15 protein-coding genes are annotated in these 15,134 nt (G+C 70.6%); 6 read left to right on the top strand and 9 right to left on the bottom strand.

Annotated elements, in window-relative coordinates:
* Window positions 1-22 precede the first annotated feature (22 nt).
* A complete protein-coding gene (gene cysK / locus AB4Y83_RS16170) occupies window positions 23-952 on the bottom strand; it encodes a cysteine synthase A (RefSeq protein WP_056774255.1) in 930 nt (309 codons plus the stop codon).
* A gap of 268 nt (window positions 953-1,220) precedes the next feature.
* Here cysK and AB4Y83_RS16165 point away from each other — a divergent pair, with 268 nt between their 5' ends.
* The 5 genes from AB4Y83_RS16165 to AB4Y83_RS16145 all read left to right on the top strand — a co-directional run bounded on the left by AB4Y83_RS16165 (window position 1,221) and on the right by AB4Y83_RS16145 (window position 6,710).
* Complete coding sequence (locus AB4Y83_RS16165) at window positions 1,221-3,569, top strand: heterodisulfide reductase-related iron-sulfur binding cluster (protein WP_442297500.1); 2,349 nt, start codon at window positions 1,221-1,223, stop codon at window positions 3,567-3,569.
* A gap of 172 nt (window positions 3,570-3,741) precedes the next feature.
* Entirely contained in the window at window positions 3,742-4,461 is a 720-nt protein-coding gene (locus tag AB4Y83_RS16160) for a hypothetical protein (protein ID WP_442297499.1), read from the top strand.
* 9 nt (window positions 4,462-4,470) lie between these two features.
* On the top strand, window positions 4,471-5,274 hold the full coding sequence (locus AB4Y83_RS16155) for a hypothetical protein (protein ID WP_442276434.1): 804 nt from the start codon (window positions 4,471-4,473) through the stop codon (window positions 5,272-5,274).
* 13 nt (window positions 5,275-5,287) lie between these two features.
* On the top strand, window positions 5,288-5,980 hold the full coding sequence (locus AB4Y83_RS16150; protein ID WP_442297498.1) for a hypothetical protein: 693 nt from the start codon (window positions 5,288-5,290) through the stop codon (window positions 5,978-5,980).
* 4 nt (window positions 5,981-5,984) lie between these two features.
* Window positions 5,985-6,710 (top strand): transporter substrate-binding domain-containing protein, encoded by a 726-nt coding sequence (locus tag AB4Y83_RS16145; protein ID WP_442297497.1) that lies wholly within the window; start codon window positions 5,985-5,987, stop codon window positions 6,708-6,710.
* Window positions 6,711-6,815: 105 nt separating this feature from the next.
* Here the strand turns inward: AB4Y83_RS16145 and AB4Y83_RS16140 are convergent, their stop codons facing one another.
* The 3 genes from AB4Y83_RS16140 to AB4Y83_RS16130 form a co-directional block, all read right to left on the bottom strand.
* Window positions 6,816-7,265 carry a DUF779 domain-containing protein gene (locus AB4Y83_RS16140; RefSeq protein ID WP_442297496.1) on the bottom strand — a complete coding sequence of 150 codons (450 nt, stop codon included), beginning with the start codon at window positions 7,263-7,265 and terminating at the stop codon, window positions 6,816-6,818.
* 14 nt (window positions 7,266-7,279) lie between these two features.
* Window positions 7,280-8,803: an acetaldehyde dehydrogenase ExaC gene (gene exaC / locus AB4Y83_RS16135; RefSeq protein WP_442276430.1), complete on the bottom strand. Its 1,524-nt coding sequence runs from the start codon at window positions 8,801-8,803 to the stop codon at window positions 7,280-7,282.
* 128 nt (window positions 8,804-8,931) lie between these two features.
* A complete protein-coding gene (locus AB4Y83_RS16130) occupies window positions 8,932-10,167 on the bottom strand; it encodes a GAF domain-containing protein (RefSeq protein ID WP_442297495.1) in 1,236 nt (411 codons plus the stop codon).
* A gap of 167 nt (window positions 10,168-10,334) precedes the next feature.
* Between AB4Y83_RS16130 and AB4Y83_RS16125 the strand changes: the two genes are divergently transcribed.
* Complete coding sequence (locus AB4Y83_RS16125) at window positions 10,335-11,060, top strand: hypothetical protein (protein ID WP_442297494.1); 726 nt, start codon at window positions 10,335-10,337, stop codon at window positions 11,058-11,060.
* Between the two features lie 84 nt (window positions 11,061-11,144).
* Here AB4Y83_RS16125 and rpmG read toward each other — a convergent pair whose 3' ends face one another.
* The 5 genes from rpmG to AB4Y83_RS16100 form a co-directional block, all read right to left on the bottom strand.
* Window positions 11,145-11,312 (bottom strand): 50S ribosomal protein L33, encoded by a 168-nt coding sequence (gene rpmG, locus AB4Y83_RS16120; RefSeq protein ID WP_442297493.1) that lies wholly within the window; start codon window positions 11,310-11,312, stop codon window positions 11,145-11,147.
* A gap of 204 nt (window positions 11,313-11,516) precedes the next feature.
* A complete protein-coding gene (locus tag AB4Y83_RS16115; protein ID WP_442297492.1) occupies window positions 11,517-12,449 on the bottom strand; it encodes an ABC transporter substrate-binding protein in 933 nt (310 codons plus the stop codon).
* On the bottom strand, window positions 12,446-13,303 hold the full coding sequence (locus tag AB4Y83_RS16110; RefSeq protein WP_442297491.1) for an ABC transporter permease: 858 nt from the start codon (window positions 13,301-13,303) through the stop codon (window positions 12,446-12,448). Before AB4Y83_RS16110 ends, AB4Y83_RS16115 begins: the two co-directional genes overlap by 4 nt.
* Window positions 13,300-13,941, bottom strand: a complete 642-nt coding sequence (locus tag AB4Y83_RS16105; protein ID WP_442297490.1) for an ABC transporter permease — start codon at window positions 13,939-13,941, stop codon at window positions 13,300-13,302. Before AB4Y83_RS16105 ends, AB4Y83_RS16110 begins: the two co-directional genes overlap by 4 nt.
* Window positions 13,938-15,089 carry an ABC transporter ATP-binding protein gene (locus AB4Y83_RS16100; RefSeq protein ID WP_442297489.1) on the bottom strand — a complete coding sequence of 384 codons (1,152 nt, stop codon included), beginning with the start codon at window positions 15,087-15,089 and terminating at the stop codon, window positions 13,938-13,940. The genes AB4Y83_RS16105 and AB4Y83_RS16100 overlap by 4 nt, the downstream gene beginning before the upstream one ends.
* Window positions 15,090-15,134: the final 45 nt, after the last annotated feature.

Raw genomic sequence — 15,134 nt, 5'->3', positions numbered from 1 at the left:
GGGACGGGCGAACGAGGGGACGTCAGTCGACGAGGCCCTCGAAGAGGATCGTCGACAGGTAGCGCTCACCGAACGACGGGATGATGACGACGATCGTCTTGCCGGCATTCTCGGGACGCTGGGCGACCTGGACGGCGGCGGCGATGGCGGCACCGGACGACAGGCCGACGAGCAGGCCCTCCTCGGTCGCGGCGCGGCGGGCCCATTTGACGGAGGTCTCGGCGTTGACGTCGATGACCTCGTCGTAGACCTCGGTGTCGAGGATCTCGGGGACGAAGTTGGCGCCGATGCCCTGGATCTTGTGCGGACCGGGCTGGCCGCCGTTGAGGATCGGGCTCTCCTCGGGCTCGACGGCGATGATCTGGACGCTCGGCTTGCGGGCCTTGAGCACCTGGCCGACGCCGGTGATGGTGCCGCCCGTGCCGATGCCGGCGACGACGATGTCGACCTCGCCGTCGGTGTCCTTCCAGATCTCCTCCGCGGTGGTCCTGCGGTGGATCTCGGGGTTGGCCTCGTTGGCGAACTGGCGAGCCAGCACGCCGCCGCGCTCGGCGACGATCTCGTCGGCCTTGGCGACCGCGCCCTTCATGCCGGTCGACGGGTCGGTGAGGACGAGCTCGGCACCGAAGGCGCGCAGCAGCGCGCGGCGCTCCTTGCTCATCGACTCGGGCATCGTCAGCACGACCTTGTAGCCACGGGCGGCGCCGACCATGGCGAGCGCGATGCCGGTGTTGCCGGAGGTGGCCTCGACGATGGTGCCGCCGGGCTCGAGCTGCCCGCTCGCCTCGGCGGCGTCGATGATGGCGACGCCGATGCGGTCCTTGACGGAGTTGGCGGGGTTGTAGAACTCGAGCTTGGCGGCAACGGTCGCCTGCGCCCCGTCGGTGACCTTGTTGAGGCGCACGAGCGGCGTGTTGCCGATCAGCTTGGTCACGTCGTCGTAGATCGGCATTGCTGGAGCCCTTTCGGCTGGGTACGGCGGAACGGTCTGTCGCCTCGATTGTCTCCGACAACCGAGTTCTCGTTATGCATATTCCAACACGTCGTTATCGATTGCCAAGGCCGCGCCCATGATCCGGGCGCCGCCGCGACGCCGGGCCACCCGGCATACACCCCGAAGGGCGTATGCCGCCCGGCGCGGGAGGAAGGGGACGAGCGTCACGCCGCGACGGCCGTCACAATCACTAAGCGCTTGCTCACGCGTCAGTAGACTCCCCGGCATGAGTGCGCTCCAGATCGTCGCCGTCGTCGTCTGCCTCGGCGTCACCGCCGTCGCCGTCGCCCTGCTCGTCAAGACGGTCAACCACTTCCTCGCGACCTTCCGCCTCGGCCAGCCCGAGGACCGTGGTGACGACAAGGGGGCCCGCACGCGCACGCTGCTGCGCGAGTTCCTCGGCCACACGCGCATGTCGCGGCTGCCCGTCGTCGCGATCGCGCACTGGTTCACGATGATCAGCTTCGGCGTCCTCTTCTTCACCCTGCTCAACGCGTTCGGCCAGCTCTTCCAGCCGGAGTTCGTGCTGCCGCTCATCGGCCACTTCTTCCCCTACGAGTGGATCACCGACTTCTTCGCCTTCGCGGGCTTCCTCTCGATCCTCGTGCTCATGGCGATCCGCCAGAAGAACCACCCGCGCTCGGCCGCCGGTGAGGACGGTCGCCGCAGCCGCTTCTTCGGCTCCACGTGGTGGCAGGCCTACTACGTCGAGCTGACGATCCTCGGCGTCACGCTCTGCATCGGCCTGCTCCGCGCCCTCGAGTGGACCCTCGCGCGCAAGACCGGCACCGGCATGGACACCGCCCTCCACTTCCCGCTGACGGGCTGGATCGGCAACTTCTTCACCGGTCTGTCGGTCAGCGCCGTCGAGAACCTCATCGTCGTCATCGCCGCCGTCAAGATCCTCATCTCCTTCGCCTGGATGATCACCATCGCGCTCCAGCCGACGATGGGCGTCGCCTGGCACCGCTTCCTCGCCTTCTTCAACATCTTCTTCAAGCGCCACGCCGACGGCCGCACGAGCCTCGGCGAGCTCCAGCCGATCCGCGTCGGCGGCGAGGTGCTCGACTTCGAGAACGTCGACGAGCTCGACGAGGACGCCGCGCTCGGCGTCGGCAAGGTCGAGGACTTCACGTGGAAGGGCCTGCTCGACTTCACGACGTGCACCGAGTGCGGTCGCTGCCAGAGCCAGTGCCCGGCGTGGAACACCGACAAGCCCCTCTCCCCCAAGCTGCTCGTCATGACGCTGCGCGACCACGCGCACGCCAAGTCGCCCTGGCTGCTCGCCTCCGAGGAGGTGCGCGCCGCTGCTCTCGAGGACGGCATCGAGTCGGCCGAGGGCTTCAGCGACGCCACGAAGGGCGCCGTCGCGACCGAGCAGCTCGTCGGCGAGACCGGCTACGACATCCGCCACCCGCTGACGGCCTACAACCCGCACGGGCCCGACGCCGTCATCGACGAGGACGTGCTCTGGTCGTGCACGACGTGCGGCGCCTGCGTCGAGCAGTGCCCCGTCGACATCGAGCACGTGGACGCCATCGTCGACATGCGCCGCTACAAGAACCTCATCGAGTCGGCCTTCCCGGCCGAGCTCAACGGCCTGTTCAAGAACCTCGAGAAGAACTCGAACCCCTGGGGCCTCGCGCCGCGGCTGCGGATGGACTGGGCCAAGGACCTCCCCTTCGAGGTCAAGCAGGTCGGGCAGGACGTCGAGGACCTCTCCGAGGTCGACTACCTCTTCTGGGTCGGCTGCGCCGGCGCCTACGAGGACCGCGCCAAGAAGACGACCCGCGCGGTGGCCGAGCTGCTCGACACCGCCGGTGTCTCCTTCGCCGTGCTCGGCGACGGTGAGGCCTGCACGGGCGACTCGGCCCGCCGCGCCGGCAACGAGTTCCTCTTCCAGATGCTCGCCCAGCAGAACGTCGAGACCCTCAACGAGGTCGGCGCGACGAAGATCGTCGTCACCTGCGCGCACTGCTTCAACACCATCAAGAACGAGTACCCGCAGCTCGGCGGGCAGTACGAGGTGCTGCACCACACGCAGCTGCTCAACCGCCTCGTCCGCGAGAAGCGCCTGACGCCCGTCGCGCGCCCGGGTGACGCCGTGGCGACCGGAGCGGCCTCGACCGGTGCCAAGGTGACCTACCACGACCCCTGCTACCTCGGTCGGCACAACCAGGTCTACGCCCCGCCGCGCGAGCTGCTCCAGATCCTGCCCGGCGTCGAGTACGCCGAGATGGAGCGCAGCAAGGAGAAGTCCTTCTGCTGCGGCGCCGGTGGCGCGCGCATGTGGATGGAGGAGAAGCTCGGCACGCGGATCAACACCAACCGCACCGAGGAGGCTCTCGCAACGGGCGCCGAGCGCATCGCCGTCGGCTGCCCCTTCTGCAAGGTCATGCTCTCCGACGGCCTCAACGCCGCGATCCAGGACGGCAAGGCCACCGACGCCGTCGAGGTCGTCGACGTCGCCCAGATGCTCCTCGCCGCCGTGCGCCGCGGCGACGGCGGCGGTGAGCCCGACAAGGCGGAAACGCCTGAGCCCCAGCCAGACCCGGAGCCCGCACCGGTCGCCTGAGCGCGCCGGGACGGCATACGCCCGCTTCCTGACGAAGGCCCCCTCCGCGCCCGCGGAGGGGGCCTCGTGCGTATGCCGTCAGGCGACGTCGGCGTGTATCAGCGGGTCGCGGCCGCCGCACTGACTCCCTGCAGCCGGGGCACCGCAACCGGCCTGAGCACCGGGGGAACCCATGAGCCTGACCGACACCTCCGAGGTCTTCGTCTCCGCCGAGGAGCCAGCCCTCAACGACCTCGTGACGGCGCTGTGCACCGCCAGACCACACCTGCTGTCGTACGGGTCCCCGGCCTTCGTGCCGGTCTCGGACGTGGCCGACACGCAGATGCCGCCGATCCTCTTCCCCGGCACCGGGGGCATCCAGTGGCACGTGCAATTCTCGGTGCCCCACCTCGACCTCTACGACGAGGACGCGCCCCTGCCGCCCCAGCTGAGCCTCGGCCCGGGGCAGTTCAGCGTGTCGACGAAGGTGCAGATCTGCGTCGACTGCCCGAAGGACCGGCACGATCCCGAGGACGACCCGCACGACCCGCACGGCGACCACGGTGGCGACCACCCGAACGAGCCGAACGACCCTCGCTGGGACGACAAGTCGGGCAAGGCCCAGAACCCCGTGTGCACGACCATCGAGCTGTATGCCGTCGGGCACCTCGTCGGGACGACGCTCGACGGGCAGCCCGCCCTCGGATTCGCCGTCGACGCCGTCGAGCTCGTCGACGTGATGCCGGACGACCTCGAGTCGGTGCTCGAGTGCCTCATCGGCCAGATGCTGCGCGCCGTCCTCACGACGATCCGCGTCCCCGTCTCGGCGCTGCGCGTCGGCGCCTTCACCCTGACCCCGACGGTCGGCCCGCTCATCGACACCGACCGCGTGCTCGCCCGCGGCAACCTCTAGGAGACCCACATGTCCGAGATCATCGCCGCCATCGACGAGGGCGCGGCCAACGACTTCCTCGACACCGTCGTCGCCGGGCTCGGCCCGCAGTCGACGAGCGGCTCGTCCAGCCTCGGACCGTTCGCGGTCAGCTACTCCGTGAGCGGCACCCTGAGCAACGGCACCGTCGACCTCATCCCGCCGGGCACCATCCGGATCGCCGACCTGCGCCTCGACTGGAGCGCGAGCGCGACGCTGTCGCTCGACCTCGGCGACTTCCTCCCCGAGATCCACATCCCCCAGGTCTGCATCGACATCCCGTGCGTCGGGACGGTCTGCACCCCGCGGATCGACATCACGTGGCCCACCGTGTCGGTGCCCGTGTCGTTCGGCGACTTCGTGCGGGCCACTGTCGACCTCGGGCTGTCCGTGACGCTCGTCGGTGGCGTGTGGAAGGTCGAGGGCATCGTCCAGGGCGTGCCGAGCCTGGCCTTCGGCCCAGGGACCGCGGCGATCGTCGCCGGCATCGGGCTCGCCGTCGCGGCCGCCGTCGCCTGGGTGCCGCTCATCGGCCCCTTCCTCGCGGGGCTCGTCATCGCCGTCACCGCGGCCATCGGGATCGCCGGGCTCACCGGCTGGTTGGGCCCCATCATCACGCCGTTCATCTCGGGCACCCGCTTCCCGGTCTACGAGCAGCCCGAGTGGTTCGAGGTGCTGCCGGCGACGTCGGCGATCGACCCCGCCGTCTCGATCCACATCGACGCCGTCGGCGCCGAGGTCCAGCACAATGCGCCCGAGGACGAGCTCGTCCTCAGCGCCGACATCAGCGCCTGAGGAGGGCGGAACCATGAGCGACCACTTCGACAGCAGGGCGCTGCGACAGACCGACTGCTACGGGCAGCGGTTCATGAAGCCCGGCACCTACGCCTACGCGATCGGCCACGCCGGCACCGCCGGCCTGGCCCAGGACCACCCCTACGTCGTCGTCGTCGAGGGTGACTCCCCGAAGCGCGGCGAGATGGCCCAGACGCTCGTCACCGTCCACGCCGCGGGCAAGGCCTTCGCGCCGGACGTCGAGAAGGTGACGGTCAACGCGGGCGACATGGTCATGTGGCACTGCCCCGACCCGCACGCCCGGCCCTTCGCCGTCTCGGGCGAGAAGGACTTCTTCTCGAGCGACCGCCTCGTCAACGAGTCGGGCTACTCCCACGCCTTCACGTGCACCGGGACCTACGAGTGGGCCGACGCCCACGGCTCCGGCGCCAAGGGAGTCGTCCGCGTCTCGGCGCCCGACTCGACCTCGGACAAGGGGATCCGGGCCTGGCAGAGCCAGCAACGCCAGGGCGTCCTCGTCATGGTCACGGACGGCAAGGCAGAGCCCGCCGAGGTCGACGTCGTGCTCGGCCAGACGGTCTTCTTCGCGATCGTCGCCGGGTCGGGCATCTCGATCACCGACACGGCCGTCATCGAGGCCGAGCAACCCGTGCCCGGGATCGCCTTCTACCGCAAGCCCACTCGAGGGAAGAACGCCGTAGCCTGACCGGATGACCGCGACCCCGACGCCCGCCATCGCCCAGGACCTCGCCCCGACCGGCGTCCTCCGCGCCTCGATCAACCTCGGCAACCCCGTGCTCGCCCAGGGCACACCGGACTCGCCCAGCGGGGTGACCGTCGACATCGCCCACGCCGTCGGCGATCGGCTCGACGTGCCCGTCGAACTGGTCTGCTTCGACGCGGCGCGCCGGTCGTTCGAGGCCATGGCGACGGGCGCGGCCGACCTGTGCTTCCTCGCCGCCGACCCGGCCCGGGCGACCGAGGTCGCCTTCACCGCGCCGTATGCCGTCATCGAGGGCGTCTACGTCGTGCCCGTCGACTCGCCCGTGGTGTCCGTCGCCGACGTGGACCGCGATGACGTCCGGGTGGGGGTCAAGGAGGGCTCGGCCTACGACCTCTTCCTCTCCCGCACCCTGGCGCGCGCAACGGTCGTGCGCGGCGACGAGGGCGTCGACGTCTTCGTCACCGAGGGTCTCGAGGTCGGTGCAGGCATCCGCGAGCCCGTCACGGCCTTCGCCGCGCGCCGCGACGACGTGCGGGTCGTCGACGAGGCGTTCATGCAGATCGGGCAGGCCGTGGGGACGACGTGTACGCGTACGGTCGAGACCGTGGCCTTCCTCCACGAGCTCGTCGAGGAGCTCAAGGCGAGCGGCTTCGTCGCCGACGCGATCTCGCGGTCGGGGCAGTCGGGGGCGGCGGTCGCCCCGCCCGCCTGACGGCATACGCCCGCCGGACGGCACACGCCCGACGACACCCGCCCACGACGGCGTGGAGGTCCGCACCCCCGCACCGGTGTGCGGACCTCCACGGTCCGGTCGGACTCAGCCGACGCGGCCCACGGTCGGAGCGGTGATGCCGAAGGCCGACAGCTCCGCGCCGGTGAGCAGGCGCGAGCGGATGAGGAACCGCACACCCTCGGGCGCCTCGACGGAGAAGCCGCTGCCCCGGCCCTTCACGACGTCCACGGTGAGGTGCGTGTGCTTCCAGTATGCGTACTGCGAGACCGACATCCAGAAGCCGATGGGCGCCGGGGTCCCCTCGACGACGAGGTCGGCCAGGTGCACGTCGGCCTCGCTCGTCATGAACTCACCGGCCGGGAAGCACATGGGAGAGCTGCCGTCGCAGCAGCCGCCCGACTGGTGGAACATCAGCGGACCGTGGATCCCGGTGAGGCGGCGGAGCAGGTCCGCCGCCTCACCGGTGAGGTCGACCCGGCTGGGGGAAGCCGATGGCTCACCGGGTGCGACCGTCTCTGGGGGTGTGGTGGCCACGGGGGCCGGCCCGCTCAGAAGAACCCGAGCGCGTCGGGCGAGTAGGAGACGAGGAGGTTCTTCGTCTGCTGGTAGTGGTCGAGCATCATCTTGTGGTTCTCCCGGCCGATGCCCGACTGCTTGTAGCCACCGAACGCGGCGTGCGCCGGGTACTGGTGGTAGCAGTTCGTCCAGACGCGACCGGCCTTGATGCCACGGCCCATCCGGTAGGCGCGCGAGCCGTCGCGGGTCCACACACCGGCGCCGAGGCCGTAGAGGGTGTCGTTGGCGATGGAGAGCGCGTCGGCCTCGTCGTCGAAGCTCGTGAGCGAGACGACCGGGCCGAAGATCTCCTCCTGGAAGATCCGCATCGAGTTGTCGCCCTCGAAGATCGTCGGCGCCACGTAGTAGCCCTCGGCGAGGTCGCCGTCGAGCACGTTGCGGTCGCCGCCGGTGAGGATCTTCGCGCCCTCCTGGCGGCCGATGTCCATGTAGGACAGGACCTTCTCGAGCTGGTCGTTGCTCGCCTGGGCGCCCATGGTCGTCTCGGTGTCGAGCGGGTTGCCCTGCTTGATCTTCTCGACCCGGGCCACGGCGTCGGGCACGAAGTCGCTGTAGATCGAGCTCTGCACGAGCGCCCGCGACGGGCACGTGCAGACCTCGCCCTGGTTGAGGGCGAACATCGTGAAGCCCTCGAGAGCCTTGTCGTAGAAGGCGTCCCGCTCCTGAGCGACGTCGTCGAAGAAGACGTTGGGGCTCTTGCCGCCGAGCTCGAGGGTGACCGGGATGATGTTCTGCGCGGCGTACTGCATGATGAGGCGGCCGGTCGTCGTCTCGCCGGTGAAGGCGATCTTGGCGATGCGCGGGCTCGACGCGAGCGGCTTGCCCGCCTCGACGCCGAAGCCGTTGACCACGTTGAGCACGCCCGGGGGGAGCAGGTCCCCGACGAGCTCGACGACCTTGAGGATCGACCACGGGGTCTGCTCGGCCGGCTTGAGCACGACGCAGTTGCCGGCGGCGAGAGCCGGGGCGAGCTTCCACACGGCCATGAGGATCGGGAAGTTCCACGGGATGATCTGGCCGACGACGCCGAGGGGCTCGTGGAAGTGGTAGGCGACGGTGTTCTCGTCGATCTCGCTGCTCGAACCTTCTTGTCCCCGGAGGACGCCCGCGAAGTACCGGAAGTGGTCGACGGCGAGCGGGAGGTCGGCGGCCAGGGTCTCGCGGACGGCCTTGCCGTTCTCCCACGTCTCGGCGACGGCGAGCGACTCGAGGTTGGCCTCGATGCGGTCGGCGATCCGGTTGAGGATGAGGGAACGCTCGCCGAGCGAGGTCTTGCCCCACGCGGGTGCGGCGGCGTGGGCGGCGTCGAGGGCGGCCTCGATGTCCTCCTCGGTGCCGCGGGCGACCTCGCAGAACGGCTTGCCGTTGACCGGCGAGATGTTCTCGAACCAGAGGCCCTTCTTCGGGTCGACCCAGTTGCCGCCGATGAAGTGGCCGTAACGGTCGAGGACGGTGACGAGCGAGTCCGGCGAACCGGGCGGTGCGTAGACGGTCATGGTTGATCTCCCAACATCCTTGGTGGTTCCCCTCCCAGGGGTTGGCGTGACCGTAGACAGCGCAACGTTGCAACCACGTTGCGTCGCGTGTGCCGGGTGGCGGCGTCACGGCATACGCCCGGTTGGGGTCAGGTGGGGCCGAGCTCGCGGTCGAGGCGGTGGATCTGGTTCTGGACGAGGGGCATGAGCGGGGAGCCGGGCCCGAGCACGCGTGCCTGCGCCTGCCACATCTCGTAGTCGTCGGCGCCCGTCGCGGAGCGGGTCCACGCCGACATGAGGTCGGCGCGACCGCTTCCGAGGACGGCTCGACGCAGGTCGCCCTCGACGCTCGCGCGCAGCCGGACCACCCCGGGGGCCGTCGAACGCGGGAGCAGGGGTCCCCGGTAGGCCCGCATCGCGCTCGCGACGTCACCGGCGGCGAGGTGCGCCTCGACCCCGATCCAGTCCCCGGAGAGCTCGGCGACGAGGCGATACGGGCGCGAGGCGAGGAGGTCCTCCCCGAGCAGGCTGCGCAGCCGGCCCATCTCGACCCGGAGCGTCGAGGCGCTGCTGTCCTCCTCGTAGAGCAGGACGGCGAGCTCGTCGCCAGAGAGGCCGCGCGGTGCCGAGGCGAGCAGGAGCAGGATCTCGCTGTGCCGCGGGCTGAGCCGCACCGTCCGGCGGTGGCCCCGGCCGTCGTCGACGGTCAGGAGGGTGTCGTTGCGACCGAGCGACTCCATGAGCACCGAGAGCCCGCGCCCGACGGCCTCGGGCTGGGCGCCTCGGCCGCTGACGAGCAGCTCGCGGGCCAGCTCGGACTCGGCCATCCGGGCCGCGGCGCGCACCATGGCCATCGTCTGCGGCACGACGATGTCGTCACCCCCGGTGATGTCGAGCACCCCGAGCACGCTCTGGTCGGACGGGTCGTGGATCGTCGTGGCCGCGCAGCTCCAGCGCTGGACGGAGTGCCGGAAGTGCTCGGCGCCGATGACGTTGACGGACTGGTCGAGGCGCAGCGCCATGCCGGGGGCGTTGGTGCCGGCGAGCCGCTCGTCCCAGTTGCTGCCCTCGACGAAGCCGATCGACTCGGCGCGACGGAGCACGCTCGGCGTCCCGCACACCCAGAGCAGCTGACCGGAGGCATCGGAGACCGCCATCACGGCGTCACAGTCGCGCGCCGCCTGGCCGAGCACGTCGTCGAGCAGGGGGAAGACCCTCGCCAGCGGGTGCGCTTCACGGTGGTCGCGGAGGGCGTCACCGGGCAACGTGATCGGCGCGTCCACGGTGTCGACCTGCACGCCGGCTGCGGCCGAGCGCAGCCACGAGTCGGCGACGTGGGCGCGGACCCCGCCGCTCTCGGACTCGGCGTGCGCGTCGACGGGCATGGGCCGATTGTGCACACACTCCGACGCCCAGCGACAGGAGTGCAGGCGATCCCACAGCCACCGCCCCGACCACGGGGTTAGACAGAAGGGGTGGTCAAGGAGCCGATTGAGGCGCACCATGAAGGAACCCGCACAGGATCCTTGATGGGAAAGTCCGAGGAGCGACGATGTCACGACGAGCCCCCTTCGTGCCCGACGGCGTGCCAGTGCTGTCGCGCGGCCGCCACCGCAGCTCGCGCAAGGGCGCGTGCTTCATGGAGATGGCCTCATTCCTGGCCGGCGAGCGGTGGAGCGACCACCCGGAGTGCACGCACCCGGTGCTCGCGACCCTCGCACGCTGCGTCAACGACATGCTCGACGAGACGCATCGGCAGCGCCTCGTGATGATGATCCCCGAGGTGGTCGGCCTCAACCCGGACGACCCACGGGTCACGACGGCGCTCGTGCTGACCACGGCTCGGGCGGCACTGCCCGTCGCCGCCGAGGAGCGCCAGAACGTCATGGCCCTCGCCATCCTCAACGCCGAGGGCATCCTCGCCGAGCAGGACGGGCGCGCTCACGGACAGCTGTCCAGGGCCTCTCGCGCCGCGCTCACCACCGCACCGGCGGCCGAGCGTTGGGCGCGGATCCACTTGGCCCGCATGGGATTCAACACCGCAGCCGTCCGGCCGGCCAACGCGGCCAAGGTCGTCGCACTCGCCGTCGACGGCATCGCCCGCGCCTGCGTGGACGACCCGGAGGAGCGTCTCGTGAAGCTCCTCCGCGACGGCATCGACGTCGTGGCCACGTTCGCGCCGCTCGCCCCCGAGCCGGTCCGCGTCAGCTGGGCCACCCCCGAGTCGACGCCCGTCGCCCCCGAGCCCGCCAGGCAGGCAGGCAGCCTCACCCGCTGATCGCGTCGGCATACGCGAGTGGCCACGTCCGAGGTCGGACGTGGCCACTGCGCGTCGCCCGCAGGTCGCGGCAGGCGCCTGCTGTCAGCGGGTCTCGCGGAAGTCGACGTGCTCGCGCGCGACGGGGTCGAACTTGCGCAGCACCATGCGGTCGGGGTTGCTGCGACGGTTCTTGCGCGTCACGTAGCTGTAGCCGGTGCCGGCGGTCGAACGCAGGGTGACGACGGGGCGCAGGTCGTTGCGCTTGGCCATGGGGGCTCCTTCGGTCTCGTGGTCACGAGTTCTCGCGACTGTAATGAGAACCATTCTCGGCGGTGGTACATTCCCGGTACGGCCGAGTCAGCCCGGCCGGGTCCTGTCGGGCACGCCTGAGGCCCCCGCATCCGACGCGGGGGCCTCAGGCGTGTCCTGCGGACGGACGGCGTATGCCGTCGGCCGCTCAGCAGGTGCCCCGGATCAGGCGAGACCGGCGCTGGCGAGCCACGTCTTGGCGACCTCGCTCGCGTCCTTCTTGTCGACGACGACCTGCTTGACCATGTCGGCGAGCGACGTCGTGTCGAGCTTGGCCGAGACGGCGTTGAGGACCGCCTTGAGCGAGTCTGCCTTGTCAGTCCGCACGAGCGGCACGACGTTGTCGGAGCCGAAGAGGCTCTGCGGGTCATCGAGCACGACGAAGCCGTTGGCGGCGATCGACGGGTCGGTGCTGAAGATGTTGGCCGCCTTCACCTGACCGTTCTTGAGCGCCTCGACCGTGGCCTGGCTCTGCAGCGGACGGAACTCCTTGGGCGTGATGTTGTAGACCGACTTGAGGCCGACGAGGCCCTGCTGGCGGGTCTTGAACTCCGGCGGGGCGCCGATGGTGAGGTCGGCCTGGTGCGCGGCGAGGTCGGGGATCGCCTTGAGGGACCACTGGCTCGCGGTGTCCTTGGTGACGGCGAGGGAGTTCTTGTCCTCGGCGGCGGACTTGTCGAGCACCGTGAGCCCCTGCGGCACCACCTTCTGGAGAGCGGAGTAGACCTCGTCGGGCTGGGTGACCTTGGCGTTCTTGTCGTAGAAGTTGAGCAGCGAGCCGGTGTATTCGGCGAGGACGTCGACCTCACCGCCGGAGATCGCCTTGAGGTAGGTCTCACGACTGCCGATGTTGAACTGGCGGGTGGCCGTCATGCCCTTGGCCTCGAGCGCCTGGGCGTAGATCTCGCCCAGCAGGGCACTCTCGGGGAAGTCGGCGGAGCCGACCTTGACCGAGCCGGCGGCGCCGGTCGATCCACCGGTCCCGCCGGCAGCGGGGCTCGAGGCAGGGGCGAGTGGGTCACCGCCGCCACCGCAGGCGGCGAGCGGCACGACGGCGGCGAGGAGCAGGCCCGCGGCGAGGAAGCGCGTGCGTGTCATGGTCGGTCCCTTTCGGATGGGGTGCCCGTGGCGGCGGTCGCCTCCACGGGGCCGGTGCTGCCGGAGCCGACGACTGCGGGCTGCCGCGGGTCGGGATCCGAGCGGTCTGCACCGTCGGGGTCTGGTTCGGAGTGGGGATCGGAGTTTCGTGCGCGTGAACGGGCAACACGCGTGGCCCGTCCGGAGATTCCCGGTGAGACGGCCCTCTTCTCGAGCAGGGCAAGGAGGCCGTCGGCGACGAGCGCGAGGACGGCGACGAGGATCGACCCGCAGACCATCTGGACGTAGTCGCGCGAGGCGAGCCCGTCGATGAGGTAGCGCCCGAGACCCCCGAGGCTGACGGAGGCGGCGATGGTGGCGGTGGCGATGACCTGGAGGGTCGCGCTGCGCAGGCCGCTGAGGAAGAGCGGGAGCGCGATGGGGGCCTCCACCTTGGTCAGCACCTGCCAGCCGGTCATGCCCATCCCCCGGGCCGCGTCGCGCGCGGCGGGCTCGACGCTGTCGATGCCGGCGTAGGTGCCCGACAGCAGAGGTGGGATCGCGAGCAGCACGAGGACGGTGATGCTCGGGATGACGAAGGCGAGATCGCTCTGGATGAGCGGCCCGACGAACATCGACACGGCGAAGAGCAGCCCCAGGGTCGGGATGGCCCGGGCGGCGTTGGCGCCCGTGACGAGCCAGCGCAGGCGTCCGGAGTGGCCCACCCAGGCGCCGAGCGGCACGGCGACGACGAGAGCGATGAGCAGGGTCAGCCCGGTGTAGAGCAGGTGCTCGAGCACGCGGTTGGGCACGCCGTCGGTGCCCTGCCAGTTGGCCGGGTCGGTGAACCAGGTCCAGATCGTCGCGAGGCTCATGCGGCCACCGCCCTGGTCCACGGCGTGAGCACGCGGGACACGACCTGGATGACGAGGTCGAAGACGAGCGCGAGGAGCAAGCACGCGACGATACCGACCCACACCTCGGTCGGGAAGGAGCGGGCGTAGCCGTCGGTAAGGAAGTAGCCGAGCTGCGAGATGCCGATGAGCGAGGCGACACTGACGATGCTGACGTTGCTCACGGCAGCGACGCGCAGACCGGCTGCGATGACGGGCACCGCGAGCGGGAGGTCGACGGCGCGGAACCGGGCGAACGAGCCGTAGCCCATCGCGATGGCCGCCTGCTGCGTCGACCCGTCGACGGAGAAGAGCCCGTCGGCGACGGTGCGGGTCAGCAGCGCCACGGTGTAGACGGTCATCGCGACGATGACGTTGACGGGGTCGAGGATCTTCGTGCCGAGCAGCGGCGGCAGCAGGATGAAGAGCGCGAGCGACGGGATCGTGTAGAGCAGACCGGTCGTCGTGAGCAGCACGGCCCGCAGCCGCGGCCGGCGCGCCGCGAGCCAGCCCAGCGGCAGGGCGATGACGAGACCGAGCACGAGCGGCAGCCCCGCGAGCCAGGCGTGCTGGCCGGCGCGGGACATGATGTCGCCGATGTGGTCGAGGGCCCAGGTCACCGGGCGGTCGCCTCCTCGGCCGGGGCCTGGGAGGCGACGGCGTCGCGCCGGGCCTCGATCGCGGGGATCACCTCGGCGGCGCGGATGGTGCCGACAAGGCGTCCGTCGTCGTCGGCCACGACGCCGCGCCCGCTCGGGGACGACAGGGCCGCGTCGAGCAGGGCCCGCAGCGATCCGGTGGTCGAGGCCACGGTGCCACCGCGGTGCAGGACCGTGCGCGTCACCTCGGACTCGACGGCAGCCGCCCGGACCCAGCCCAAGGGCTCGCCCGCGGCACCGACGCACAGCACCCACGGCGTACCGACGGCTCGGACGTCGTCGGCACTGGCATCGAGGGACACGGTGGGCTCGTCGGCGAGCGAGAGCTCGGGGGCCGCCGCAAAGGAGAGCGCGCGGTAGCCGCGGTCGCGGCCGACGAAGCCGGCGACGAAGTCGTCGACGGGGTCGGCGAGGAGCTTGGCCGGCGAGTCGAGCTGGGCGAGAACGCCGCCCACGCGCAGGACCGCCACCTGGTCGCCGAGCTTGACGGCCTCGTCGATGTCGTGGGTCACGAAGAGGATGGTCTTGCCGAGGTCGGACTGGAGCCGCAGGAACTCGTTCTGGAGCTGCTCGCGCACGACGGGATCGACGGCCGAGAAGGGCTCGTCCATGAGCATGACGGGAGGGTCGGCTGCGAGCGCGCGGGCCACACCGACGCGCTGCTGCTGGCCGCCGGAGAGCTGCGCGGGATAGCGCTTGGCCATCGCCGGGTCGAGGCCAACCCGCTCGATGAGCTCCATGGCCCGCGTCCGCGCGGTGCGCTTGTCGGTGCCGAGCAGCCGCGGGACGGTCGTGACGTTGTCGAGGACCGTGCGGTGCGGGAAGAGACCGGCGTGCTGGATGACGTAGCCGATGCCGCGGCGCAGCTCGGCGACGTCGAGCGAGGCGGTGTCGCGGCCGTCGATCGAGATGGTGCCGGACGTCGGGGTGATCATCCGGTTGACCATGCGCAGCGTCGTCGTCTTGCCGCAGCCCGAGGGACCGACGAGGACGGTGATCTGGCCCGTCGGGGCCTCGAGGGTCAGGTCGTCGACAGCGACCGACCCGTCCCCGCGCGCGGTGCCGGACGCCTCGGCGTATCGCTTGGTCACGCCCTCGAAGCGGATCATGTCCCTCAACGTACCCGCCTGCGCCGACCGCGCCGCGGTCCTCGT

The organism is Terrabacter sp. RAF57 (genome assembly GCF_052113925.1).
Classification (GTDB): domain Bacteria; phylum Actinomycetota; class Actinomycetes; order Actinomycetales; family Dermatophilaceae; genus Terrabacter.
The sequence above is the reverse complement of the archived record's forward strand: the minus strand, read 5'-3'. Positions and strand labels throughout refer to the sequence as shown.